A 24432-nucleotide genomic window follows, 5' to 3' on the forward strand; every position below is an offset into this window, starting at 1 on the left:
ACATGACCCGTGTGGACCTGAACTCCGACCTCGGTGAGGGCTTCGGCCAGTGGACGCTCGGCGACGACGACGCCCTGCTCGGCCTGGTCACCAGCGCCAACGTCGCCTGCGGCTTCCACGCCAGTGACGCCACGATCATGCGGCGGGTCTGCGCCAAGGCCGTCGAGTCCGGCGTCGCGATCGGCGCCCAGGTCGGCTACCGCGACCTGCCCGGCTTCGGTCGCCGGTTCATCGACGTGGAACCCGAGGCGCTGACCGCCGACGTCGTCTACCAGATCGGTGCGCTGGAGGGCTTCGCCCGGATCGCCGGCGACCGGGTGCGCTACGTCAAGCCGCACGGCGCGCTCTACAACGCGATCGTGCACCACGAGGAGCAGGCGGCCGCGGTGGTCGCCGCCGTCGTCGCCTACGACCGGACGTTGCCGGTGCTGGGCCTGCCGGGCTCCGCGTGGTTGCGGCTGGCCGCCGAGGCGGGGCTGACCGTGGTGCACGAGGCGTTCGCCGACCGCGCCTACACCCCGGAGGGCACGCTGGTCTCCCGCCGGCTGCCCGGGGCGGTGCTGCACGACCCGGCCGAGATCGCCGCGCGGTGCGTGGCGATGGCCGCCGGCGAACCGATCACCGACGTCGAGGGGGGCGAGCTGACGCTGCAGCCGGGCTCGATCTGCGTGCACGGCGACACCCCGGGTGCGGTGGAGATCGCCCGGCAGGTGCGCACCGCGCTGACCACGGCGGGGGTCGAGCTCGCCCCCTTCGCCGGTTGATGCGGCTGCTCCCCAGCGGGAGCACCGCCCTGCTGGTCGAGCTGGACGGGCTGGACGACGTCCTGGCGCTGTACGCCGCGCTCAGCGCCGATCCGCCGCACGGCGTGGTCGACGTCGTGCCGGCCGCCCGCACCGTGCTGTTGATGACCGACCCCGCGGTCACCACCCTGGCCGCGGTCGCCGACGCGGTCCGGACGACGACCCCGCGGCCGGACACGCGGGCCGTCGGCGACACCGTCGAGCTGCCGGTGCACTACGACGGCGCCGACCTGGCCGAGGCCGCCGAGCTGCTCGGCCTCACGCCGGACGAGCTGGTCGAGCGGCACACCGGGGCCGAGTGGACGGTGGCCTTCTGCGGCTTCGCCCCCGGCTTCGGCTACCTCACCCAGCCCGGCGGGCAGTGGGAGGTGCCCCGCCGGCCGACCCCGCGCACCGCGGTGCCGCCGGGATCGGTCGCGCTGGCCGGGGAGTTCAGCGGCGTCTACCCGCGGGAGTCGCCGGGCGGCTGGCAGCTGATCGGGCGCACCGAGGTGGCCGTGTTCGACCTGGCCCGCGAGCCGGCCGCGCTGCTCCGGCCCGGCACCACGGTGCGGTTCGCGGCGGTACGCCGGTGAGCCTCACCGTGCTGGCGACCGGGCCGCTCACCACCGTGCAGGACCTCGGCCGGCCGGGGCAGGCAGCGCTGGGCATCGGCCGCTCGGGCGCCTGCGACCGGTCGTCGGCCGCGCTGGCCAACCGGCTGGTCGGGAACCGCGCCGACGCCGCGGTGCTCGAGGTGACCTTCGGCGGGCTCACCGTCCGCGCCGAGGCCGACCTGCTGGTGGTCAGCACCGGTGCGCGCTGCCCCGGCGCCCCGCACGCCGCGCCCACGGTGCTGCGCCGGGGACAACAGCTGCGGCTGGGCCCGCCGGCCAGTGGGCTGCGCACCTACCTCGCGGTCCGCGGCGGCATCGCCGTCCCGCCGGTGCTGGGCTCCCGGGCCACCGACCTGCTGGCCGGGCTCGGGCCGGCGGTGGTCGCCACCGGTGACGTGCTCCCGGTCGGCGAGCCGGTCGACCCGGCCCCGGGTGTCGACCTGGCACCGGTGCCCGAACCCACCGCCGGCGAGCTCACCGCCACCGTGCTGCCCGGGCCGCGCGCCGACTGGTTCGGCGACGCCGGCTGGGCGGCCCTCACCGGGCAGGCCTGGACGGTCACCAGCGAGAGCAACCGGGTCGGCCTGCGGCTGGACGGCGCACCGCTGGAGCGGCTGCGCGCCGGGGAGCTGCCCAGCGAGGGGATGGTCCGCGGGGCGCTGCAGGTGCCGCCGTCCGGGCTGCCGGTGCTGTTCCTCGCCGACCACCCGGTGACCGGCGGCTACCCGGTGATCGGGTACGTGACCGACGCCGACGTCGACGCGTGCGCCCAGCTCCGCCCCGGCCAGGCGCTGCGGCTGCGCCCGGGCCGACCGTGACCCCCGACGAGCCCGTCGAGCTCGGGCGCGCCTCCGGGCCGCACGGCGAGGTGGTGCTGCGCCGGCGGGGGCCGGTGACGGAGCTGGTCGTCGACGGCGTCTTCGCGATGGACGACGTGGACACCAGCACCGAGCGGGCGCTGGCGGTCGAGGCGCTGCGCCGCTGCGCGGGAGACCGGCTGCGGGTGCTGGTCGGCGGGCTCGGCCTGGGCTGGACGGCGGCCGCCGTGCTCGCCGAGCCCCGGGTCGCCGCCGTGGAGGTCGCCGAGCTCCAGCCCGCGCTGGTCGGCTGGGCCGGCGCCGGCCTGTTGCCCGGGCTGCCGGAGCTCCCCCGCGACCGGCTGGAGCTGCACACCGCCGACGTCGCGGTGCTGCTGGCCGAACGGCCGGGACGGTACGACGCCGTCCTGCTCGACGTGGACAACGGCCCTGGCTTCCTGGTGCACCAGGCCAACGCACCGCTGTACGAGGAGGCCGGGCTCGGCACCGCGCTGGCCGCGCTGCGCCCGGGTGGGGTGCTGGCCATCTGGTCCGCCGACCCGGCCCCGGCGCTCGCCGACCGGCTGGGCGCGCTGCCGGCGTCGGCCGACGTGGAGCACCTGGTGCTGCCGGTCGAGCGCGACGGCCGGCGGTTCGACTACGCGATCGTGCTCGCCCGCCGGGGCGCTCAGCGGTCGGCCGGGGGCCCGTCCGGCCGCTCGTCCGGCCGGGAGTAGGCCGACGTGCCGCGCAGCCGGGCGCTGACCGCGGTGACCAGGGGCACCAGGACGACGCCGTCCCGGGCCATCCGCGCGCGCAGCTGCCGCCGGTGGGTCAGCACCCCCACCAGCCCGATGGCCCAGAAGACGTACTGCACGGCGAACGCCGCCCGGAACGCGTCCAGCGAGTAGTCCGTGGAGCTGCCCGGGGTCATCGCGTCGAGCACGAAGCCGATCGCCAGCACGGTGCACAGCGAGGCGAAGAAGCCGCCGACGTTGACGAAGCCGGTGGCGCTGCCCGACCGCTCGACCGGGTTCTCGGTGCGGGCGTAGTCGAAGCCGATCATCGACCCGGGGCCGTTGGTGCCCAGCACCACGACCAGCACGACCAGCAGCCACATCGGAGCGGGGCCCGGCCACAGCAGCACGACGGTCCAGACCACCGCGGTGACGGTGAGGATGCCGAAGACCAGGTTGGAGCGGCGCAGCGGCCACTGCCCGACCAGCCGGCCCAGCAACGGCCCGAACGCCATCCCGACCAGCACCAGCAGGGTCAGCAGGCCGGCCGCCGTCCCGGGCGCCAGCCCCTGGCCCACGGTCAGGAACGGGTACCCCCACAGCAGCGCGAAGACGGTGCCGGAGAACTGGGTGACCAGGTGCGTGTAGAGGCCGATCCGGGTGCCCGGCTCGCGCCAGGCGGCCGCCAGGTTCGCCCGGACGGTGGCCATGTCGGCGACGGTCGGGGCGGGCGTGCCGGGCGGGGCGTCGCGCAGCGCGACCAGCACCAGGATGCCGACCAGCACGCTGACCGCAGCGGCGCCCAGGAAGGTCGGCGTCCAGCCGGCGGTGTGCAGCAGCGCGACCAGCGGGTAGGCGGCCACGATCTGGCCGACCTGACCGAGGATCCCGGTGAGCTGGGTGACCACCGGGACGGTGCGCCCGGGGAACCACAGCGGCACCAGCCGGAGCACGCTGATGAAGGTCATCGCGTCGCCGGCGCCCACCAGCACCCGGGCCGCGACCGCGGTGGGCACGCTGTCGGCCAGGGCGAGGACCAGTTGCCCCACGGCCATCGTGACCGCGCCGGCCACGATCATCCTCCGCGAGCCGAACCGGTCCAGCAGCACACCGACCGGCACCTGCAGGCCCGCGTACACGGCCAGCTGCAGCACCAGGAACAGCGAGATCGCCGACGCCCCGGCGGAGAACCGCTCCTGCGCCTCGATCCCGGCGACGCCGAGGGAGGCCCGGTGGAAGATCGCGACCGCGTAGGCCACCAGGCCGACCAGCCAGATCACGTAGGCGCGGGACGGCGTCCGGACAGCTGGCTCAGTCACGTACAGGGACGACGCCGTCCCGCCGCCCGTCCTTCCCGGAACGGGCTGTGCACTTCCTCACCCGGGCCCTGCTCACCCGGCCAGGATGGCCCACCCGTGTGCCGGCAGCGAGACGGCCGCGCGGTCGCTGCCCGGCTGCCGCACGGTGCCCGTCCCGGCGAGCAGCTCCCCCGCCCCGCCCGCCGGCACGGTCACCTCGCCGTCGGCCAGGTTGAGCGCGACCACCAGCCGCTGCCCCTCCCCCGCCACGGCGTAGCTGAGCTGCTGGTTCTCCCGGTGCAGCGGCGTGACGCGGGCGGTGTGCAGCCAGCGGTGCCGGCGGCGCAGCCCGATCAGCTCCTGGTGCAGCCGCCGGGTGGGCTCACCGAAGGGCGCCAGCTCGTCCGGGGACTCCGGGAAGGGCGGCCGGACGGCGTCGTCCCCGCCGGCCCGGTCCTCCTTGACCCCGGTGAAGGCCTGCTCGTCGCCGGCGTAGACCGACGGCGTGCCGCCCACCGTGAACAGCACCGCCAGCGCGTGCGGCAGGTGGGCGACGTCGTCGAGGCGGCTGGCGATCCGGGTGACGTCGTGGTTGCCGACGAAGGTCAGCGGCACGAACGTGTCCAGGAACCCGTCGTGCCGGCCGAGCGCGTGCGCCAGCTCGTGCAGGTTGCCGTCGTTGAGCGAGCTCCAGATCGCCTTCCACAGCTCGTACTGGGTGACCGCGTCCATCGTCGACTCCCGCACCACCTGCGCGTAGTCGCCGTGGATGACCTCGCCGACGACGTAGGCGTCGGGGTGCTGCTCGCGCACCCGGGGCAGCACGGTGGCCCAGAACGAGGTCGGGACGGCGTAGGCGGCGTCCAGCCGCCAGCCGTCGGCACCGCGGTCCAGCCAGTGCGTCATCACCTCGGTCACCCAGTCGGCGACCGCGGGCGAGGAGTGGTCGAGGGCGACCAGCTGGCCGTGGCCCTCGAAGGTGTCGTACTCCGGGACGACGCCGGGCTGCCAGCCGTCCGGCCAGCGCAGCCGGAACCAGGCCGCCGAGGGTGCGTCGGGCCCCCGGTCGACGACCGCCTGGAACGCCGGGTGGTCGCGGCCGACGTGGTTGAACACCCCGTCGAGCAGCACGCGCAGGCCTCGTTCGTGGGCGGCCGCGACCAGCTCGTCGAAGTCGGCGTCGTTCCCGAGCCGCGGGTCGATCCGACCGTGGTCGACGGTGTCGTAGCCATGCGTGCTGGAGGCGAACACCGGCCCCAGCGCCAGTCCGTTGGCCCCCAGCTCGACGGCGTAGTCCAGCCAGCCGGTGAGCCGGTCCAGTCGGTGCGTCACGACCTCGGTCGCCTCGCGCTCAGCGCCCACGAAGCCCAGTGGGTAGACGTGCCACCACACCGCGTCCTGCACCCAGTCCGGCATCCCGCTCCCTCGTGTCGACCTCTGCACCAGCTCGGCCGACGCTACCCAGTGCGCCGCGCCGGGCCGCCGCTGGGCGGAAGACGCACCCCGGCCAGGGTGCAGGCCGCAACTATCGTCGCCGACGTGACCGCCCCTCCCGCGTCGCCGGCCCGGCCGGCACTGGTCCCGGTGCTCCTGTACCTGGCCATGCTCGTCGCGGTCATCAGCAGCCTCGGCGCCCCGCTGGTCCCGGCGATCGCCGCGGCCAACGACGTCTCGATCACCAGCGCGCAGTGGTCGCTCACGATCACCCTGGTGGTCGGTGCGGTGGCCACGCCGGTGATCGGGCGGCTCGGCGACGGCCGGCACCGCCGCACCGTGGTGCTCGTCGTCCTCACCGTGGTGCTGCTGGGCAACGTGCTCGCCGCACTGCCGCTGGGGCTGGGCTGGCTGATCGCCGGCCGCGGGCTGCAGGGGCTCGGGTTGGGGCTGACCCCGCTGGCGATCGCCACCGCCCGCACCGCGCTGACCGGTGAGCGGTCCCGGTCCACGGTCGCGGCGCTGTCGGTCACCGTCGCCGCCGGCGTCGGCCTCGGGTACCCACTGACCGGGGCGATCGCCGAGTTCGGCGGGGTGCACGCCGCCTTCTGGTTCGGCGCGGGTGCCAGCGTGCTGGCCCTGGCCGCCGCCGCGCTGGTCTACCCGCCCTCGCCCGACGTGCCGCCCCGGCGGCTGGACGTCGCCGGGGCGGTGCTGCTCGGCATCGGGCTCGCCACCGGACTGCTGGCCCTCGGCGAGGCCGGCACCTGGGGCCGGACCTCACCCTCGGTGCTCGGGCTGGCCGTCGTCGCCGTCCTCGCGCTGGTCGCCTGGGCGGTGTGGCAGCTGCGCGCCGAGGCCCCGCTGGTCGACCTGCGGCTGGCCCGCGGCCGGGTCGCCGCGACCGCGCACGGCGCCGCCCTGCTCGTCGGCCTGGCGAACTACCTGCTGCTGTCCTCGGTTCCCCGGCTGGCGCAGACCCCGGAGTCCTCCGGCTACGGCTTCGGCACCTCGATCGTGGTGGCCGGGCTCATCCTGCTGCCGTTCTCCGTCGCCAGCTTCCTGGCCAGCCGGATCGGCCGGCCGCTGGACCGGGCCGCCGGGCCCCGGGTGGTGCTGCCGGTCGGCGCCCTCGTGCTCCTGCTGGGCACCGTGCTGTTCGGCCTGGTCCGCGAGGAGCTGTGGCAGCTGTTCGTGGCGATGGCGGTCGCCGGGTTCGGCGTGGGCCTGACCTTCGCCGCGCTGCCCGGGCTGGTCGTCGGTGCCGTGCCGGCCGGGGAGACCGGCAGCGCGATGAGCCTCAACCAGGTGCTGCGCTACGTCGGGTTCGCGCTGGGCAGCGCACTGAGCGCCACGGTGCTGGAGGCGCTCACCCCGGCCGGTGCGGACCTGCCGCCGTCCAGCGGCTACACCGCGCTGGCCGCGATCGGCTGCGGGGCGTGCCTGGCGCTGGCGGTGCTGACCGCCTTCCTGCCCGGCCGCCCCCGCACCGCGGACCCGGCGCCCGCCCCGTCGTCCGCCTCCCCCGCCCGCGAGTGAGCAGTTCCGGTCGCCGACCCGTGCGGACACGCCGCCGCCGGCGACCGGAACTGCACAGCGGGCGTCAGGCCGGCTGCAGCTCCTCCGCCACCGGCTCCGGCTCGGCCGCGCCGGCCCGCTTGGCCGCCCGCCGCTCGCGGCGGGTCTCCAGCGAGGTGTAGAGCACCGGCACCAGCAGCAGGGTCAGCACCGTGGAGGTGATCAGGCCGCCGATCACCACCAGGGCAAGTGGCTGGGAGATGAACACCCCGCCGCCGGTCAGCCCGAACGCCATCGGGGTGAGCGCCAGCACCGTGGCCGCCGCCGTCATCACGATCGGCCGCAGCCGCTTGCGGGCACCCTCGCTGACCGCCTCGGCCAGCGGCCGCCCCTGCTCCCGGTACTGGTTGACCAGGTCGATCAGCACGATCGCGTTGGTCACCACGATGCCGATCAGCATCAGCACCCCGATCAGCGCCGGCACGCCCAGCGGGGTGCCGGTGACCAGCAGCATCAGCAGCGCACCGGTCGCGGCGAACGGCACCGAGACGAGCAGGATGAACGGCTGGGTGAGGCTGCGGAAGGTCGCCACCATCACCAGGTAGACGATCACCACGGCGATCACCAGGGCCAGGCCGAGGTCGGCGAAGGCCTCGCCCTGGTCGGCGGCGACACCACCGATCGACACCTCGGCGCCGGCCGGCAGGTCCAGTCCGTCGATCGCTGCCTGCAGCTCGGCGGTGAGCGCCCCGAGGTCGGTGCCGGCCGGGGTCGCCGACACGGTCGCGCTCCGCTCGCCGTCGACCCGGCTGATCGAGCTGGGGGCCTGCTCCTCCTCGACCGTCGCCAGCTGGGTGAGCGGCACCAGGCCCCCGGCCGTCGGCAGGACGACGGCGCGGAGCTGCTCCACGGTCTCCGGGGCCTGCACCGGGTCCAGGTAGACCGGGGTGCTGGCGTCGTCGACGTCGATCTCCCCGAGCGGGACGGCGTTGGTCAGCCCGGCGAGGGTGCGGGTCACCTGCGCCGCGGTCAGCCCGGCCTGGGCCGCCGCCACCGGGTCGACGTCCACCCGGACCACCGGCAGCCCGGCCGACAGGTCGTTGGTGACGTCGGTGGCCCCGGGGACCTCGGACACGGCCTGCTGCACCTGGTCCGCGGCCTCGGCCAGCACGCCGGCGTCCGCCGCCTGGACCAGCACGTCGACCGTCGAGCTGCCGAACCCGGAGCCGGCCGCGGCGACGGTGACCGCACCGACGTCGGGGAGCTCCTCGGCGACCGTCCGGATCTCCGCGCGGGTCTCCTCGGGGTCGCCGTCCTCGGCCAGGGTCAGCGAGAACGTCGCCGTGGGCGTGCCACCGCCACCGCTGAACGCGGCGAACCCGCCGGCCGAGCCGACCGTGGTCTGCACGGTCGCCACCCCGGGCACCTCGCCGAGCGCGCTCTCCAGCACGCGGGCCCGCTCGTCCTGCGCGGCCAGGCTGGTGCCGGCCGGGTAGGCGGCGGTGACGGTGACGGTGTCCTCGCCGGCGTCGCCGATGAAGTTGGTCTGCAGCAGCGGGGTGAGCGCCAGCGTGCCGACGAAGACGGCCAGCGCTCCGGCCACGGTCCAGCGGCGGTGGGCCAGCACGCCGCGCAGCGCCGGCACGTACAGCCGCTGCAACCAGGTGCGCCGCTCCGCCGCCTCGGCCGCCTCCCGCTCCCGGGCCAGCTCCTCGGTGTCCTCCCGGTCGGTCTCCGGCGCCTTGAGGAACGCCGAGGCGAGGACGGGGACGATGGTCAGCGAGACGACGAGCGAGGCGATCAGGGCGATCGCCACGGTGAGCGCGAAGGGCCGGAACAGCTCGCCCACCAGGCCCCCGACCAGCGCGATCGGCAGGAACACCGCTGCGGTGGCGATGGTCGAGGAGGTGATCGCCCCGGCCACCTCCCGGACGCCGCCGAGGATCGCCTTGGTGCGCGCCTCGCCGTAGGAGAGGTGTCGCTTGATGTTCTCGATGACCACGATCGAGTCGTCGACCACGCGGCCGATCGACACGGTGAGCGCGCCCAGGGTGAGGATGTTCAGCGAGAAGCCGGCCACCTGCAGCCCGATGAAGGTGACGCACAGCGACACCGGGATCGACACCGCCGAGATCAGCGTGGACCGCACCGAGGCCAGGAAGACCAGGATCACGATCAGCGCGAACAGCAGCCCCAGGCCGCCCTCGGTGGCCAGGCCCTCGATCGACTCCTCGATGAACGGCGCCTGGTCGAACACGACCGCCACCGTGCTGCCCTCGCCCAGCAGCTCCCGCACCTGCGGGAGCAGGTCCTCGACGGCGTGCGAGATGTCGACGGTGTTGCCGTCCGGGGTCTGGGTCAGCCCGACCGAGAGGGCCGGCTGGCCGTCGACCCGGGAGTAAGACGTCGCCGGCGCCTCCCCCAGCTCCACGGTGGCGACCGCGCCCAGCGAGGTGACCGCGCCGTCGGCACCGGTCAGCGGGAGGGCGCGGAGCTCCTCGACCGAGGTGAGCCGGTCACCGGCCTGCACCGAGAGGGTCTGCTCGCCCTCGGTCACCGTGCCGGCGGGCAGCACCACGCCGTTCTCCTCGAGCACGGTGGTGACCGCGGCGGCCGGGATCTCGGCCGCCGCGAGGGCGGCCGGGTCCAGAGCGATCTGCACGCGGGGCTCGCTGGCCCCGGTGACCGTCACGTCGCGGACGCCCTCGACCTGCTCGAACAGCGGGACGACGGCGGAGTCGATCCGGTCGGACAGGGCGGCGGTGTCGCCCGGCGCGGCGATCGCCAGCTGCACGACGGGCAGGTCGGCCAGCGAGCCGGCCAGCACCTCGGGCTCGACGTCGGCCGGCAGCTGGGCCTGCACCCGGCTGACCGCGGTCTGCAGCGCGGCGGTGGCCCGGTCGATGTCGGAGCCGTACTCCAGCTCGACGGCGACCGTCGCCAGCCCGGTGCTGGCCGTGGAGGTCGTGGCGACCACGCCGTCCACGGTGCCGATGGCCTGCTCCAGTGGCTGCACGACCTGGCGCTCGACCACGTCGGGCGAGGCGCCGGGCTGGGCGGCGACGACGACGGCCGCGGGGATCTGCAGGCTGGGGATCAGCTCCTGCTTCAGCGAGCCCGCCGAGATCAGCCCGAACACCAGCACCGCGATGGTGGCCAGCGCCACCAGGGCTCGGTTCCGCAGGGACAGGACGGCGAGACGGGACACGCGTTCCTCCACGGCCGGGGCCGGTGTCGGGAGTGGACCCGGCCAGCTTGCACCGAGTAGTTAGCTTCGAGCAAACTACCGGTGAACGCCGACACTCCCCCGGAGGAGGTGCGCATGACCATCGAGACCACCGTGCCCGACCCCGACGACGTGCCCGACGACTGGCCCGAGGGCTGGCGCGACCTCCCCGCCGAGGTGCTGGCGGTGCTGTGCGTCGGCGCGCAGATCGGCGACTACAGCATGCGCCGCCGTCTCGGCCCGCTGCTGGACACCCCGCTCACCCTCCAGCAGCTGCGCGGGCTGACCTTCCTGGTGATCGAGGAGTCGATGACCCCGCAGCACCTCAGCGAGCTGCTGGAGGTGAGCCCGGCCACCATCACCGGCCTGGTCGACCGGCTCGTCCGCGCGGGCATGGTCGACCGGACCACGGACAGCCGGGACGGCCGTGGCCGGGTGCTCACCCCCACCCGGACCGGGGTCCGGGTGGTCCGCCGGCTGATGGCGTCGGACGTGGAGACCGACGCCGCCGTCCTGCAGGCACTGCGCCCGGCCGAGCTCGCAGCCCTGCAGGAGGGTCTCTCCGGCGTCCTGCGGGTCCTGCGGGACCAGGACGACGAGGGCTGACCGCACCGTTCCGCGCGACCGGTCAGGCGGTGGGGCCCTCCAGCAGGGCGGTCATCTCCGGCAGGTCGAAGAACTGCGCCGTCGCCCGGGCACTGGGCTGGCCGTTGTCCGGGTCGGCGCCGGCGGCGAGCAGGCTGCGCACCGTCTCCGCCGACTGCTTGAAGACGGCGGCGGCCAGCGCCGTCTGACCGCGGTCGTTGGCCCGGGTGTGGTCCGCCCCGCGCTCCAGCAGCGCGGCCACCGTCGACGCGCGGCCCTGGTAGGCGGACAGGATGAGCAGGGTGTCGCCCTTGCCGTTGGTGAGGTTGGCCGGCACCCCGGCGTCGAGGTAGGCCACCAACTGCTCGGTGTCACCCTCCCGCGCCAGGTCGAAGACCTTCGCGGCCAGGGCGATGACGCCGGGGTCGATGGGCTGCTGGGACGGCTGCGGGTCGGTCACGCCACCGAGCCTAGGAGCCCGGTGGCGTCCTCCGGCCGCCCGCTCAGGAGCCGCTCACCCGATCGGTGAGGGCGAGCACGTGCCGCCAGGCGTCCTGGCAGGCCTCGGCCCACTCGTCGAAGGACCGGTCGAAGAACGAGTGCGGCGCCCCCTCGTAGACGACCTCGTCGACGTCGGCCCCGGCCGCCCGCATCCGGGCGGCCAGCTCCCGCTGCTCGGCCACCGGGGTGGCGCTGTCGGCGCCGGCGATGATCATGACGACCGGCTTCTGGGCGCCGTCCGCAGCCTCGCCCACCAGGCTCGGCCGACCGTAGAAGCCCGCGCTGCCGGCCAGGTCCAGGTCGCCGGCCGACTGCCGCCAGGCATGGCTGCCGCCGAAGCAGAACCCGACGGTGACCACCGGCAGCGACGGGTGGGTGCGACTGCGCAGGTACTCGATCCCGGCGGTGGTGTCCGCGTCGACGCCGGCCGCCGTGGTCTGCGGGATGTGCGTCCCCCAGTCGAAGTCCTCCTCGCGGGTGCCGTTCTCGGCGATCCCCGCGGTGCGGCCGAAGTAGTCGACGGCGACCGCGGCCAGCCCGGCCTCGGCGAACCGCTCCGCCAGGGCGACGTAGTACGGGTGCAGGCCCCGGATGTCGGGCAGCAGGACGACGCCGGCGCGCGGCGCGGTGGCGGGTGCGGCGTAGGCCGCGGAGAACCGGGTGCCGTCGGCGGCGGTCAGCGTGAGGGTGCCCCGTTCGGCGACGGGCCCGACGGTGGGTGGCGCAGGCGGGCGGCTGTCGTGGTCGTGGCACATGCCGACGTGTCTACCGCCGCCCCCGGCCCCGCGCAGCGGGAGCTCAGCCCTGGCCGCCCGTGGTGCCGCCGTTGTCGCCACCACCACCGTCACCGTTGCCGTTGTCGGCAGCGAGGTCAGGGGCGCTCGGGTCGCCACCGAAGACCCTCGCCGCGACGTCCCTGCGCACCTCGGTGACCCAGTCGTGCTGGCGGTTGGCCTGCTGGATCAGCCGGTCGAGCAGCTCCGCGTCGATCCGACTGTCGGCGACGGCGGCGATCCGCAACGTCTCGAACCCGCTCCGCTTGCCCCGCACGGCCGAGGCGAGGAACTCGAACTCGATGAGGTCGCTGGACGGGGACCGGCTGAGCAGGTGGCCGTTGAGCTTCCCGCGGCTGGCCTTCTCGGCGACCCAGCTGGCCCACTGCTTGTACTGCCGCACCGGGAAGCCCAGCGCCTGGGCGACCCCGATGATGGCGGCCTTCTCATCGCGGAGCTCGTCGAGCAGCTCCCGGAGGGGCCGTTCGTACTCCGTCCCGCGGTGCACCCCGATCATCCGGGAGACCAGCTCGACGCCGCCGGCGGCCGCGGCGATGTGGTCGTTGACGTAGACCGCCAGCAGCTCGGGGTGGGACACGGAACCGGACGGCGCCGGGGTCTGGGACACGGGTTCTCCTCGCAGGTGGGGCCGGGGTCCGGCTCCCCCATCATGTCCAGCGGCCGCACGTTCGACACCCGGCGTCCCCCGGCGGGTGACTCAGCGGCGGTTCCGCCGGTTCCAGCTGGTCCAGGAGTTGTCCCGGACGAACGGGCTCAGGACCTCGGCGTCCCGGCGGCCCTCCCGGACCTCGTACCAGACGTCGGAGTGGTGCTGGGACCGGGACCCGCGCCGCCGGGCCGAGTGGTCCAGCCACCAGGCCACCGCCAGCAACAGGGTGAGCACGGCGCCGACGGCGATCCAGAAGACCATGCCCCATCCTGACCGACCGGAGAACTGCGTACCACGACCGTCCGGATCTCATCTGTGACATACCGTGGTCGACGATGACGCTGACCGAGGACACGACGACCGAGTCCCTCCGCCAGATCGGCGCCCTGGTGCGGGGCGCCCGGCGGCACCGCGGGCTCACCCAACTGCAGCTGGCCGAGCGGCTGGGCACCAGCCAGAGCGCGATCGCCCGGATCGAGCAGGGCAACCAGAACCTGACCCTCGAGCTGCTGGGCCGGCTGTCGGCGGCGCTGGACAGTGAGCTGATCAGCGTGGGCCGCTCCGGCCCCACCCACCTGCGCGTCCGAGGTGGCACGCCGCTGTCGGGCAGCGTCACGGTGAAGTCGTCGAAGAACGCGGCGGTCGCGCTGCTGTGCGCCGCGTTGCTCAACCGCGGCCGGACGACGCTGCGCAACGTCTCCCGCATCGTCGAGGTCGACCGGATCCTCGCCGTGCTCACCTCGATCGGCGTCTCCGCCTCCTGGGACGCCGCCGGGCGGGACCTGACCCTCGTCGTCCCCGAGCAGCTCGACCTCTCCGCGATCGACGCCGACGCGGCCCGTCGCACCCGCAGCATCATCATGTTCCTGGGGCCGCTGCTGCACCGGGCCGAGGACTTCCGGCTCCCCTACGCCGGCGGCTGCGACCTCGGCACCCGCACCGTCGAACCGCACATGATCGCGCTGCGCCCCTTCGGGCTCGAGGTCGAGGCGCACGCCGGGGAGTACCGGGCGACCGTCGCCCCGCCCGTGGCGCGGGACCGGACGATCGTGCTGACCGAACGCGGGGACACGGTGACGGAGAACGCGCTGCTGGCCGCCGCCCGGCACGACGGGACGACGACGATCCGCAACGCCAGCCCGAACTACATGGTCCAGGACCTCTGCCTGTACCTGGAGCTGCTGGGCGTGCGCATCGAGGGCTTCGGGTCCACCACCCTGGTGGTCACCGGCAAGCCCGTGCTCGACGCCGACGTCGACTACCCGCTGTCGGAGGACCCGGTCGAGGCGATGAGCCTGCTGACCGCCGGGATCGTCACCGGCTCGGAGCTGACCGTGCGCCGGGCCCCGATCGAGTTCCTGGAGATCGAGCTGGCCATCCTCGCCGAGATGGGGCTGTCCTTCGACCTGTCACCGGAGTACCCGGCCGACAACGGCCGCACCCGGCTGGTCGACATCACCCTGCACCCGTCGCAGCTGCGAGCGCCCATCGACAAGGTGCACCCGATGCCCTTTCCTGGGCTCAACATCGACAACCTGCCGTTCTTCGCGGTGATCGCGGCGACGGCCACCGGCAGCACGCTGATCCACGACTGGGTCTACGACAACCGGGCGATCCACCTCTCCGACCTGACCCGGCTGAACGCCGACGTGCGGTTGCTCGACCCGCACCGGGTGCTGGTGGAGGGGCCGACCCGCTGGTCGGCGGCGGAGATCGTCTGCCCGCCGGCGCTGCGCCCGGCGGTCTGCATCCTGCTGGCGATGCTGGCGGCCAAGGGCGACTCGGTGTTGCGGAACGTGGACATCATCGCCCGCGGCTACGAGCAGCTCTACGAGCGACTGGTGGAGATGGGCGCCCAGATCGAGGTCTTCTCCGACTAGAAGCGGACCACCAGAATGGCCATTCTGGTGGTCCGCTCTCAGTCGCGGAGGAGGACGGCGACGCCGACGCAGCCGAGGGCCCAGAGGCCGCTGGCCAGCGTGCCGATGATGAACCGCTCGGACGCCACCGGGGCCTTCAGCTCGTTGAACCGCCCCAGCCCCTTCACCGCGATCAGGACGGCGAGCCCCTCGGCGAACCCGGCGAGCACGGTGACCGCGATGGCGGAACGCTCCAGCACGCCGATCCAGGCGCCGCCCCGCAGCACCTCAGGGTCCGAGGCGCGCCGGCGCCCCGGCACCCGGTCGGGGTCGGCGGCCCGGAGGACGGCGGTGGCCACCGGGCCCCCGCCCAGCGCCGCGGAGGCGACCGCGAGCAACTGACCGCCGACCTCCACCCCGTCCCCGACCCGGCCCGCCCGCCAGGCCAGCGCGGCGGCAGCGCCCAGCAGCAGCACCAGCAGCACCCCGCCGAAGCGGCTGCCCCGGCGGTCGGTGTGCGGGGTCAGGGCGGCTCCGGCCACCGCCAGGACGCCGAGGACCACGAGGGCGGCGACGCTCATCCCGCCGCCCGGGCCAGCAGGCGTGCCGCCGTGGGGTGCAGGTCCCGCTCGACGTCCCACAGGCCTGCGCCCAGCCGCTGCCCCACCGCCTGACGGGTGACGCCCAGCTCGGTGGCCGCCTCGGCCTGCGTGCGCCCGCGCTCCACCAGCTCGATCGCCTCCCACGCCTGGTCGCTGCGCCGCTCGACCAGCGCGGCGAGGGCGGTCAGCACCGCCTGCGCATCCGCCGCCGGCTCCGGGGCCACCCCCCGGACGGCGAGCCGGACGGGACGGCGCTTGGCCGCCTCGACGGCGGCGCGGGCCGCGATGAACGCCGGACCGGACCCGGCCCGGGTGCTCCCCGGGAGCGGCGTGTGCACCGGGCCGACCCCGATCCCGATGCTCCACCCGCCGTCGCGCACCAGCCGGCGCACGACGTCGACCACCACCACCGGGTCGTCGAGCAGGCCCTGGACCTCGTCGCCCGCGGTGCGCTCGAAGCGCAGGACGGTGGGTACCCCGCTGAGCGCGGACAGCACTTCGGGCACCCGGTCCGGGCTGCGGCGACTGTCCCGCTGGTCGATCGTCAGCACGAAGGGCATGGCGCAAGCTCAGCAGCTTGCACAGCCCGGCGCAAGCTCCTGCCCTTGTCGCGGCGTGTCGGTCCCCCGCGTCGGGTCAGGACGAGGCCGGTGCCGGCGGGAAGCCACCGGTGGCCACCGGCCCCCAGCGTTCGATGGTGACCCGCAGCAGCGACTTGCCCTGGCGCTGCATCGCGGCGCGGTACTCGTCCCAGTCCGGGTGCTCACCGCTGATCGACCGGAAGTAGTCGACCAGCGGGTCGAGCGCGTCGGGCAGGTCGAGCACCTCCGCCTGGCCGTCGACCTGCACCCAGGCGCCGTCGAAGTCGTCGGAGAGGACGCAGAGCGAGACCCGGGGGTCACGCCGGGCGTTGACCGCCTTGGCCCGCTGCGGGTACGTGGAGACCACCACCCGCCCCTGGTCGTCGACGCCGCACGTCACCGGGGACAGCTGCGGGCTCCCGTCGCTGCGGTGGGTGAGCAGGAGGGCCTTGTGCCGGGGGCGCAGGAAGGCGAGCAGCCCGTCGCGATCGACCCGGTCGGCGGTGGCGGTCTTCGGCATGCCGGGAACCTACGACGTGCCTCCGACGATCCGCGCGGCGACGGGGGCCGACGCCGCACAGATCACGTCCGGTCGACCGGTGGGACACGCGCGGGTGTGTTGGGATCAACGCATGCCCGACGAACACCGCACCGCGAACGCCGCTGAGCCCGCCGCCGACGAGCGCGGCGAGGACACCGGTGCGAGCCGGGCCGACACCGACACCGAGACCGGCACCGGCACCGGGACCGACGAGCACGAGATCGCCACCACCCGGGCGCCGATCCCCGGGCCGGAACGGGCCCGGCGCCTGCAGGCCGCGAGCCGGCGGGTGGCGGTCGCCTCGGCCGAACTGATCCTCATCGTCATCGCCCTGCTCATCCTCGGGCGGGTCATCGGCGAGCTGTGGGTGGTCCTGCTCCCCGTCGTCCTCGGGCTGCTGTTCACCACCGTCCTCTGGCCGGTCACCCGCTTCCTCCGCCACCACGGCTGGCCGCCGGCACTGGCGTCGCTGCTCGTGCTGCTGCTCTTCCTCGGCGCCTTCGGCGGGATCATCGCCGTCATCGCCCCCCAGGTGGTCGGCCAGGTCGAGGAGGTCGCCGACGGCGTGACCCAGGGCCTGGAGCAGGTGCAGGACTACCTGGCCGGTCCGCCGTTCAACATCGACGACCAGCAGGTGGGCAACGCCGTCGACTCGATCATCGACTCGGTGCAGAGCAACGCCCAGAACATCGCCGGCTACGCCGTCACGACCGCGACCACGATCGGCGGCCTGCTGATCAACCTCGTGCTCGCGCTGGTGCTGACCTTCTTCTTCCTCAAGGACGGCCCGAAGTGGGTGCCGTGGCTGGCGGCGCAGACCGGCCCGCAGGCCGCACCGCACGTCGCGGCCCTGTCGCTGAAGACCTGGCGCACCCTGTCGGAGTTCATCCGCCAGCAGGCCATCGTCGGCTTCGTGGACGCCCTGTTCATCGGCATCGGGCTGCTCGTGCTCGGCGTGCCGCTGGTGGTGCCGCTGGCCGTGCTCACCTTCTTCGGCGCCTTCATCCCGATCATCGGCGCCTTCGTCGCCGGTGGCTTCGCCGTCCTGATCGCGCTGGTCGACAGCGGCCTGACCACGGCGCTGATCGTGCTCGGGCTGATCATCGTGGTGCAGCAGATCGAGGGCAACGTGCTCCAGCCGATCCTGCAGGGGCGCGGGCTCAACCTGCACGCGGCGGTGGTGATCCTGGCGGTGACCGCCGGCGCCAGCCTGGCCGGGATCATCGGGGCGTTCCTGGCGGTGCCGGTGGCCGCGCTGCTCGCAGTCGCCTACCGCTACGGCCGGGACGTGCTCGACGGCAACAACCCCGAGATCGCCGACGACGGCACGCGGGAGCAACTGGTCCGCGATGCCTCGGGCACCCACCTGGTGCGCGAGCCGGCCGACACGACGCCCGGCAGCTGACCGACGTCCCCCGGCGGGGGGACGATGGGAATGCACCGGCCGTCCGCGGGGCTGGTGACCACGTGCAGTCCGACCAGCCGTCAGGAGGACGTCCCGTGCCCCAGCGACCGGAGGACCTCGTCGAGGTGCTCCCCGAGGCCGAGCCGTTCCTCGCCCGCGAGGCGGCGGTGGCCACCCCCGAGGAGCGCCGGGGCCTGGTGCTCGTCCACCACCTGGCCGGCGACTTCGACGCCGCGCACGCCGGAGCACTGACCGGCGCCCACCTGCTCGACGCGCTGCCGAACCGGCTCATCGCCCGCTTCGACGTCGATGCGCTGGTCGACTACCGGGGCCACCGGCCACGGATGACGTTCTCCGGCGACCGGTACGTCTCGATCGCCTCCCCGGAGATCGGGCTGTACGCCCTGGAGGACGACGCCGGGACGCCGTTCCTGCTGCTGCACGGCGCCGAGCCCGACTACGCCTGGGAGCGGTTCGTCGCCGCGGTGCTGCAGCTGGTCGACCGGCTGGGCGTGACCTCGGCCGTCGCGTTGCACGCCATCCCGATGCCGGTGCCGCACACCCGCCCGGTGACCGTGACCGCGCACGCAACACGGCGGCAGCTGATCGAGTCCTATCCCCTGTACTGGGGTGAGATGCGCATCCCCGGGAGTGTCGGTGCGCTGCTGGAGCTGCGGCTCGGGGAGGCCGGCGTCGACGCGCTCGGAATCGCCGCCCACGTGCCGCACTACCTGACCCAGGCCACCTACCCGGCGGCCTCGCTGACCCTGCTCGAGCACCTCACCCAGCTCACCGGCCTGCTCGTGCCGACCGAGACGCTCCGCGAGGCGGCCGAGGCGCACCGCACCGAGGTCGACGAGCAGATCGCCCGCTCCAGCGAGAACACCGCGGTGGTCAGCGCCCTCGAGGAGCAGTTCGACTCCTTCGCCGCCTCCCGCGAGGAGACCGGCCTGCTCGGGTTCGGTGGCGAGATGCCCAGCGGCGACGAGCTCGGCGCGCAGATCGAGCGCTTCCTCGCCGAGCAGGACGGCGACCGCCCCACCGACTGACGCCCCGGCTCAGCCGGTGAGCGCGCGGGCGACCGCCAGCGCGTGTGGGTCGGCCGGCGTCGCATCGGCGGCCGAGCGCAGCCAGGCGACCAGCGGGCCGGCGACCGCCGGGGACAGGGTGACGATCCACTCCGCCGTCCGCGCCCGGGCCTCGGCCACGTGCTCGGTGCTCCCGTCCGCCGAGCGGGCGACGACCTCCGGCCGGGACGCCAGCAGACCGCCGACGGTCCAGCTGCCGCCGGTCGTCCGCGCCGCCAGTGCATCGAGGTGGTCGGCGGCGGCGAGCAGCACCGCGACGTCCGGGTCGTCCATCGACTGTTCCTCCACCTGACGGCGCGTTCAGGCCGGGAGCTTCGCCACCGTCAGCAGGACGACGGAGTCCTCGAGCGCTTCCAGGGCGTGCCGCTCCGCCGGGATGGCGAGCAGTTCACCCGTCCCGAGCTCCTCTGGGGCGGCGGTGGAGGTCAACCGGACCCGCCCCTCGAGCACCAGCAGGGTCGCCTCGCCGGGGTTCTCGTGCTCGGCGAGCCCCGCACCGGCGCGCAACGCGATCACGGTCTGCCGCAGAGTCGCCTCATGGCCGCCGTGCACAGTGTGTGCCGCCCGGCCGCTGTGCGCGCCGGCCGCGCTGGCGGTCAGCTCCCGGGCCACGCCCCACAGGTCCTGTCGCTCTCCGTTCATGCGCGTCCTCTCCACGGTCCGGGACCTCGGGCACCAGCTCGATGCGCCCGGTGCTGGGACTGGACCCGGCACCGGGCCGGACGATGCCCGCTCCCTGCGGGTCGTGGCAACCCGCTCGATCAGCTCCGGCCACCGATCCAGACCACACCGGGTCCCTGCCGCCGCCCCGACCGTCGGTGATGACCAAAGACCTGCTGCGGAACCGGGCGGCCCCCACCAGACTCGGGGGTGCCTCCGCCCGCCGGAACCCGGGGACGGGAAGAGCACACGTCAACGCAAGGAGCTCATGTTGCTGTCCGATCGATCACGTCCGGTCATCGAGGCGACCCTCCCGGTCGTCGCCGAGAACATCGAGGAGATCGCCCGACGCTTCTACGCGCACCTCTTCGGCGCCCACCCCGAGCTGCTCGACGGCACGTTCAACCGCGGCAACCAGGCCGAGGGCACCCAGCAGGTCGCCCTGGCCGGTTCGGTCGCCGTCTTCGCCAGTGCACTCGTCAAGGACCCGGAGCAGGTGCCCGAGCACCTGCTGGCCCGGATCGCGCACAAGCACGCCTCGCTGGGCATCACCCCCGCGCAGTACGACGTCGTCCACGACAACCTGTTCTGGGCGATCGTCGACGTGCTCGGTGACGCCGTCACCCCCGAGGTGGCCGCGGCCTGGGACGAGGTCTACTGGCTGATGGCCTACGCGCTGATCAACATGGAGCGCGGCCTGTACAGCTCCCGTGGGGTGCGCCCGGAGACGGTCTGGCGCGAGTGGGAGGTCGCCGAGAAGACCGAGGAGACCGCCGACGTCGTCACCTTCCGGGTGAAGCGGATCGACGACCGGCTGGTCAAGACGTCGCTGCCCGGCCAGTACGTCTCGGTCAAGGTGCAGATGCCCGACGGCGTCCACCAGCCGCGGCAGTACAGCCTCACCCGCGCCGACGACGGCGAGCACCGCCAGTTCTCGGTCAAGCGGGTGCTCGGCGGCGACAAGCCCGACGGCGAGGTCTCGAACCTGCTGTGCGACCAGGTGCAGGTCGGCGACGTGCTGACGATGTCGCTGCCGTTCGGGGACGTCGTCCTCGACGACTCCGGCCGCCCGGTGGTCTTCGCCAGCGCCGGCATCGGGATCACCCCGATGGCCGGGATGATCTCGCACCTCACCGCCGCCGGGTCACGGCTGCCGATCACCCTGCTGCACGCGGACCTCGACGAGAGCTCCTTCGCGCTGCGCGGGCAGGTCAGCGCCGACGTCCAGCAGCTGCCCAACGCCTCGCTGCACGTCTGGTACGAGAACGGCGCGGACAGCACGCTGCCCACCGACGGCGTGCACGCCGGGATGATGGACCTGGCCGCGGTCGACCTGCCCGACGGCGCGGCGTACTACCTGTGCGGCCCGCTGCCGTTCATGCGTGCGGTGCGCAGCGCGCTCATCGACCGCGGCGTGCCGGGCCGGGACATCCAGTACGAGGTGTTCGGCCCCGACCTGTGGCAGGCCGACCTGGCCACCGAGCCGACGCCGGACGCCGCGGCCCACCCGGTCGCCGCCCAGGCCTGACCGACCCGGCACAGCACTGCGGGCCGCGCCCGGGGAGTCCCCGGTCGCGGCCCGCAGTGGTCTGACGGTGCGGGCTCAGCCCGCGTCTGTCACTGAGCCGATCTCACTTGGCCAGGACGACGTGCTCGTTGGGCACGCAGTGCGTCATCGTCAGGCCCGAGACGTCGCGCGGACCGTTCTTGCCCAGGTTGGCCGCGCGCTGCAGCTCCGCCTCGGTGAGCGTCTGGGTCTGCAGCGGCTGCATCCCCCGGACGTCGTCCGCGCTGATGCCCAGGCCCTCGCCGACCCGCTGGCCCAGCTCGTCCTCGGCCATGAAGAGGTGCCACATCATCCGCTCCTGGATCGGCCGGTCGCACTGCGACAGGTTGGCGATCAGGTTGGCGACGAGGTCGTCCTTCTCCCACTGCTCGGACAGCAGGTAGCGCTGGCCGGCCTGGGTGTAGTCGTCGGTGCGGTCGATCCGCTTGCGGGTCAGCCGGCCGGTGATCTCCGGGCCCTGCTCGTCGTGCGTGGGGTACTCGGCCTCACGCAGGCCGCCCAGGATCGACGGCTCGTAGTTGACGTGCGGGTTCTGGCCGGGGCCCAGGTCCACGCCGTAGGCCATCGCCCCGTCGCGCTGGTTGGTGGCGACCTTGACGCCCTTGGGCTGGTTCACCGGCAGCTGCAGGTAGTTGGGGCCCACCCGGTAGCGCTGGGTGTCGGAGTAGGAGAACGTCCGGCCGACCAGCATCTTGTCGTCGGAGAAGTCCAGCCCGTCGACGAGGACACCGGTGCCGAAGGCGATCTGCTCGCTCTCGGTGAAGAAGTCCTGCGGCGTGCGGTTCAGCGTCAGGGTGCCGACCTTGCGCAGCGGGAACTCGTTCTCCGGCCACACCTTGGTGTCGTCCAGCGGGTCGAAGTCCAGCTCCGGGTGGTCGTGGTCGTCCATCAGCTGGACGTGCAGGTCCCAGGAGGGGAACTCGCCGCGCTCGATGGCCTCGTAGAGGTCCTTCGTGTGCACGCCGAGCTCGTTGCCCTGCGCGACCGCGGCGTCGGCCTCGGTCCACGACTTGACGCCCTGCTTGGGCAGCCAGTGGTACTTCACCAGCTTGGTCTCACCGGCGGCGTTGACCCACTTGTAGGTGTTCACGCCGAAGCCCTGCATGGTGCGGTAGCTCGCCGGCAGGCCACGGGGGCTCAGGACGAGCGTCATCATGTGCAGCGCCTCGGGCGACTGCGACCAGAAGTCGAAGACCCGGTTGGCGACCTGGCGCTCGAAGGTCACCGGGTCGGGCTTCTGCGAGTGGATGAAGTCGGGGAACTTGATGGCGTCCCGGATGAAGAAGACACCCAGGTTGTTGCCGACGAGGTCCCAGTTGCCGTCCTCGGTGTAGAACTTCACCGCGAAGCCGCGCGGGTCACGCGCCGCCTCGGAGGAGTCCCGGCCACCGGCGACGGTGGAGAAGCGCAGCGCGACCTCGGTCTCCTTGCCCTTCTCCTGGAAGAGCTTGGCCCGGGTGTACGTGCTGATCGGCTCGTCGCCGACGGTGCCGTCGGCCACGAAGACGCCGAACGCCGTGGCGCCACGGGCGTGCACGACGCGCTCCGGGATGCGCTCCCGGTCGAAGTGGCTGATCTTCTCCAGGAACTGGTAGTTCTCCAGCGTGGCCGGGCCACGCGAGCCCACCGTGCGCTGGTTCTGGTTGTCGTAGATCGGGTGTCCCTGACGGTTGGTCAGGACGGCCCGGTCGGCCTCACTGGCGGCAGGTCCCTGCGATGCGACGTCGGTCATGCGATCACTCCCTCTTCGATTGCACTGTTCGTGCCGTGCACGTGCGTCCTGCGCGCGACCTGACAGCCGGCGCAGAGTCCCCAGAAGACGACCTCGGCCTCGTCGACGGCGAAACCCGCCGCGTCCGAGGGCTGCAGGCAGGGGGCCTGGCCCACGACGCAGTCGACGTCGGCGATCAGCCCGCACCCCCGGCAGACCAGGTGGTGGTGGTTGTCGCCGACCCGCAGCTCGTACAGCGCCGGCCCACCGGCCGGCTCGATGCGGCGGGCGATCCCGCTCCCGACGAGCGCCTTGAGCACCCCGTAGACCGCCTGGGGCGAGATCGAGGGGTGGACGGTGCGTGCGGCGGTGGCGATGGTGTCGGCGTCGACGTGCGGGTGCTCGGCGAGCACCCCGAGCACGGACAGCCGTGGCCGCGTGACGCGCAGCCCCGCCGTCCGCAGCTGCTCTGCCCAGGTCGTCTCCATCAGCAACGAGTCAACCCCGTTGTCTTGAGTCAGTCAATAGAGGGACCCCGTGCCCCCCACCACTCGCAGGCTCGCGGCGGGACCCTGCACGGGGCCGGCGGGGACTATGCGAAGACGATGGTGCGGTCGCCCTCGACCACGACGCGGTCCTCCACGTGCCAGGTCACCGCCTGGGCCAGCACCTGGCGCTCGACGTAGCGACCGATCCGGCGCATGTCCTCGACGGTGGCGCGGTGGTCGACCCGGGCCACCTCCTGCTCGATGATCGGGCCGGCGTCCAGCTCCGCGGTCACGTAGTGCGCCGTCGCCCCGATCAGCTTCACGCCGCGGTCGTGAGCGGCCCGGTACGGGTTCGCACCCACGAAGGCCGGCAGGAAGCTGTGGTGGATGTTGATCAGCCGCTCCGGGAAACGGCTGCAGAAGTCGGCCGAGACGATCTGCATGTACCGGGCGAGCACGACCAGGTCGACGTCCCCGATCAGCTCCAGCGCCCGCGCCTCCGCGGCGTCCTTGGTGTCCGCGGTGACCGGGACGTGGTGGAACGGCACGCCGTGCGCCCGGGCGACGGGCTCCAGGTCGGGGTGGTTGGAGACGACGGCGGCGATCTCGGCCCGGAGGTCACCCGCGTCGACCCGGTAGAGCAGCTCCTGCAGCACGTGGTCGGCCTTGGAGACGAAGACCGCCAGCCGCGGGGTGCGTGCCGCCTCGGTCAGCCGCCAGGAGAACCGCCACTCCCCCGCCAGGCCGGCGAGCGCCGCCTCCAGCTCGGCGCGGCGGGTGGCCAGGTCGGCGAGGACGAACTCCAGCCGCAGGGTGAACGTCCCGCCGGACGGGTCCGAGGAGTGCTGCTGGGACTCGGTGATGTTGGCGCCGGCCTCGGCCATCAGCCCGGAGAGCACCGCGACGATGCCCGGCCGGTCGGGGCAGCGGACCACCAGCCGCCCCAGGTCGGCGGTGGAGGGAGCACGGGGATCGGGTCCAGACACGCCCGG

At 73.9% G+C, this 24432-nt stretch carries 25 protein-coding genes; 10 read left to right on the forward strand and 15 right to left on the reverse strand.

Annotation, left to right across the window (positions count from 1 at the left end; translation table 11 throughout):
* The first annotated feature begins 2 nt into the window (after positions 1-2).
* From O2W53_RS13075 to O2W53_RS13090, 4 genes are read left to right on the forward strand one after another with little or no spacing between them, the layout of a single operon-like run.
* Positions 3-764, forward strand: coding sequence for a LamB/YcsF family protein (locus tag O2W53_RS13075; protein ID WP_269163473.1), 762 nt, complete (start codon positions 3-5; stop codon positions 762-764).
* Positions 764-1378 carry a 5-oxoprolinase subunit B family protein gene (locus O2W53_RS13080; protein WP_269163474.1) on the forward strand — a complete coding sequence of 205 codons (615 nt, stop codon included), beginning with the start codon at positions 764-766 and terminating at the stop codon, positions 1376-1378. The genes O2W53_RS13075 and O2W53_RS13080 overlap by 1 nt, the downstream gene beginning before the upstream one ends.
* Positions 1375-2217: a biotin-dependent carboxyltransferase family protein gene (locus O2W53_RS13085; RefSeq protein WP_269163475.1), complete on the forward strand. Its 843-nt coding sequence runs from the start codon at positions 1375-1377 to the stop codon at positions 2215-2217. The genes O2W53_RS13080 and O2W53_RS13085 overlap by 4 nt, the downstream gene beginning before the upstream one ends.
* Positions 2214-2933 (forward strand): hypothetical protein, encoded by a 720-nt coding sequence (locus tag O2W53_RS13090; RefSeq protein ID WP_269163476.1) that lies wholly within the window; start codon positions 2214-2216, stop codon positions 2931-2933. The genes O2W53_RS13085 and O2W53_RS13090 overlap by 4 nt, the downstream gene beginning before the upstream one ends.
* Here the strand turns inward: O2W53_RS13090 and O2W53_RS13095 are convergent.
* A complete protein-coding gene (locus O2W53_RS13095; protein ID WP_269163477.1) occupies positions 2885-4252 on the reverse strand; it encodes an MFS transporter in 1368 nt (455 codons plus the stop codon). The genes O2W53_RS13090 and O2W53_RS13095 overlap by 49 nt on opposite strands.
* Before the next feature lie 72 nt (positions 4253-4324).
* Entirely contained in the window at positions 4325-5647 is a 1323-nt protein-coding gene (locus O2W53_RS13100) for an alpha-amylase family glycosyl hydrolase (RefSeq protein ID WP_269163478.1), read from the reverse strand.
* Between the two features lie 123 nt (positions 5648-5770).
* On the opposite strand from O2W53_RS13100, the gene O2W53_RS13105 reads away from it, so the two are divergent.
* Positions 5771-7204, forward strand: a complete 1434-nt coding sequence (locus O2W53_RS13105; protein ID WP_269163479.1) for an MFS transporter — start codon at positions 5771-5773, stop codon at positions 7202-7204.
* Positions 7205-7268: 64 nt separating this feature from the next.
* Here O2W53_RS13105 and O2W53_RS13110 read toward each other — a convergent pair whose 3' ends face one another.
* Positions 7269-10391, reverse strand: coding sequence for an efflux RND transporter permease subunit (locus O2W53_RS13110; RefSeq protein ID WP_269163480.1), 3123 nt, complete (start codon positions 10389-10391; stop codon positions 7269-7271).
* Positions 10392-10505: 114 nt separating this feature from the next.
* On the opposite strand from O2W53_RS13110, the gene O2W53_RS13115 reads away from it, so the two are divergent.
* A complete protein-coding gene (locus O2W53_RS13115; RefSeq protein WP_269163481.1) occupies positions 10506-11015 on the forward strand; it encodes a MarR family winged helix-turn-helix transcriptional regulator in 510 nt (169 codons plus the stop codon).
* A gap of 22 nt (positions 11016-11037) precedes the next feature.
* On the opposite strand, the gene O2W53_RS13120 is transcribed toward O2W53_RS13115, so the two are convergent.
* From O2W53_RS13120 to O2W53_RS13135, 4 genes are all read right to left on the reverse strand, one after another.
* Positions 11038-11454 carry an ankyrin repeat domain-containing protein gene (locus O2W53_RS13120; RefSeq protein ID WP_269163482.1) on the reverse strand — a complete coding sequence of 139 codons (417 nt, stop codon included), beginning with the start codon at positions 11452-11454 and terminating at the stop codon, positions 11038-11040.
* Between the two features lie 43 nt (positions 11455-11497).
* Positions 11498-12250 carry a dienelactone hydrolase family protein gene (locus O2W53_RS13125; protein ID WP_269163483.1) on the reverse strand — a complete coding sequence of 251 codons (753 nt, stop codon included), beginning with the start codon at positions 12248-12250 and terminating at the stop codon, positions 11498-11500.
* Positions 12251-12293: 43 nt separating this feature from the next.
* Positions 12294-12896: a hypothetical protein gene (locus tag O2W53_RS13130; protein WP_269163484.1), complete on the reverse strand. Its 603-nt coding sequence runs from the start codon at positions 12894-12896 to the stop codon at positions 12294-12296.
* Between the two features lie 90 nt (positions 12897-12986).
* On the reverse strand, positions 12987-13199 hold the full coding sequence (locus O2W53_RS13135) for a hypothetical protein (RefSeq protein WP_269163485.1): 213 nt from the start codon (positions 13197-13199) through the stop codon (positions 12987-12989).
* Positions 13200-13273: 74 nt separating this feature from the next.
* Here O2W53_RS13135 and O2W53_RS13140 point away from each other — a divergent pair, with 74 nt between their 5' ends.
* A complete protein-coding gene (locus O2W53_RS13140; RefSeq protein WP_269163486.1) occupies positions 13274-14818 on the forward strand; it encodes a helix-turn-helix domain-containing protein in 1545 nt (514 codons plus the stop codon).
* A 38-nt stretch (positions 14819-14856) separates the two neighbouring features.
* On the opposite strand, the gene O2W53_RS13145 is transcribed toward O2W53_RS13140, so the two are convergent.
* From O2W53_RS13145 to O2W53_RS13155, 3 genes are all read right to left on the reverse strand, one after another.
* Entirely contained in the window at positions 14857-15378 is a 522-nt protein-coding gene (locus O2W53_RS13145) for a hypothetical protein (protein ID WP_269163487.1), read from the reverse strand.
* Positions 15375-15959: a hypothetical protein gene (locus O2W53_RS13150; RefSeq protein WP_269163488.1), complete on the reverse strand. Its 585-nt coding sequence runs from the start codon at positions 15957-15959 to the stop codon at positions 15375-15377. Before O2W53_RS13150 ends, O2W53_RS13145 begins: the two co-directional genes overlap by 4 nt.
* Before the next feature lie 76 nt (positions 15960-16035).
* Complete coding sequence (locus O2W53_RS13155; RefSeq protein ID WP_269163489.1) at positions 16036-16500, reverse strand: PPOX class F420-dependent oxidoreductase; 465 nt, start codon at positions 16498-16500, stop codon at positions 16036-16038.
* Between the two features lie 112 nt (positions 16501-16612).
* Between O2W53_RS13155 and O2W53_RS13160 the strand changes: the two genes are divergently transcribed.
* Both O2W53_RS13160 and O2W53_RS13165 read left to right on the forward strand, forming a co-directional pair.
* Positions 16613-17926 (forward strand): AI-2E family transporter, encoded by a 1314-nt coding sequence (locus tag O2W53_RS13160; RefSeq protein WP_269163490.1) that lies wholly within the window; start codon positions 16613-16615, stop codon positions 17924-17926.
* Positions 17927-18021: 95 nt separating this feature from the next.
* A complete protein-coding gene (locus O2W53_RS13165) occupies positions 18022-18975 on the forward strand; it encodes a proteasome assembly chaperone family protein (RefSeq protein ID WP_269163491.1) in 954 nt (317 codons plus the stop codon).
* Positions 18976-18984: 9 nt separating this feature from the next.
* On the opposite strand, the gene O2W53_RS13170 is transcribed toward O2W53_RS13165, so the two are convergent.
* On the reverse strand, positions 18985-19287 hold the full coding sequence (locus tag O2W53_RS13170) for a hypothetical protein (protein ID WP_269163492.1): 303 nt from the start codon (positions 19285-19287) through the stop codon (positions 18985-18987).
* A 27-nt stretch (positions 19288-19314) separates the two neighbouring features.
* Positions 19315-19656: a cupin domain-containing protein gene (locus O2W53_RS13175; protein ID WP_269163493.1), complete on the reverse strand. Its 342-nt coding sequence runs from the start codon at positions 19654-19656 to the stop codon at positions 19315-19317.
* Positions 19657-19942: 286 nt separating this feature from the next.
* Between O2W53_RS13175 and O2W53_RS13180 the strand changes: the two genes are divergently transcribed.
* Entirely contained in the window at positions 19943-21202 is a 1260-nt protein-coding gene (locus O2W53_RS13180) for an FAD-binding oxidoreductase (RefSeq protein WP_269163494.1), read from the forward strand.
* Between the two features lie 103 nt (positions 21203-21305).
* Here O2W53_RS13180 and O2W53_RS13185 read toward each other — a convergent pair whose 3' ends face one another.
* The 3 genes from O2W53_RS13185 to purU all read right to left on the reverse strand — a co-directional run bounded on the left by O2W53_RS13185 (position 21306) and on the right by purU (position 24426).
* On the reverse strand, positions 21306-22973 hold the full coding sequence (locus tag O2W53_RS13185; RefSeq protein ID WP_269163495.1) for a catalase: 1668 nt from the start codon (positions 22971-22973) through the stop codon (positions 21306-21308).
* On the reverse strand, positions 22970-23440 hold the full coding sequence (locus O2W53_RS13190; protein ID WP_269163496.1) for a Fur family transcriptional regulator: 471 nt from the start codon (positions 23438-23440) through the stop codon (positions 22970-22972). Before O2W53_RS13190 ends, O2W53_RS13185 begins: the two co-directional genes overlap by 4 nt.
* A gap of 104 nt (positions 23441-23544) precedes the next feature.
* Entirely contained in the window at positions 23545-24426 is an 882-nt protein-coding gene (gene purU, locus O2W53_RS13195; RefSeq protein WP_269163497.1) for a formyltetrahydrofolate deformylase, read from the reverse strand.
* Positions 24427-24432: the final 6 nt, after the last annotated feature.

The organism is Modestobacter sp. VKM Ac-2978, from assembly GCF_026968025.1.
Lineage (GTDB): Bacteria > Actinomycetota > Actinomycetes > Mycobacteriales > Geodermatophilaceae > Modestobacter.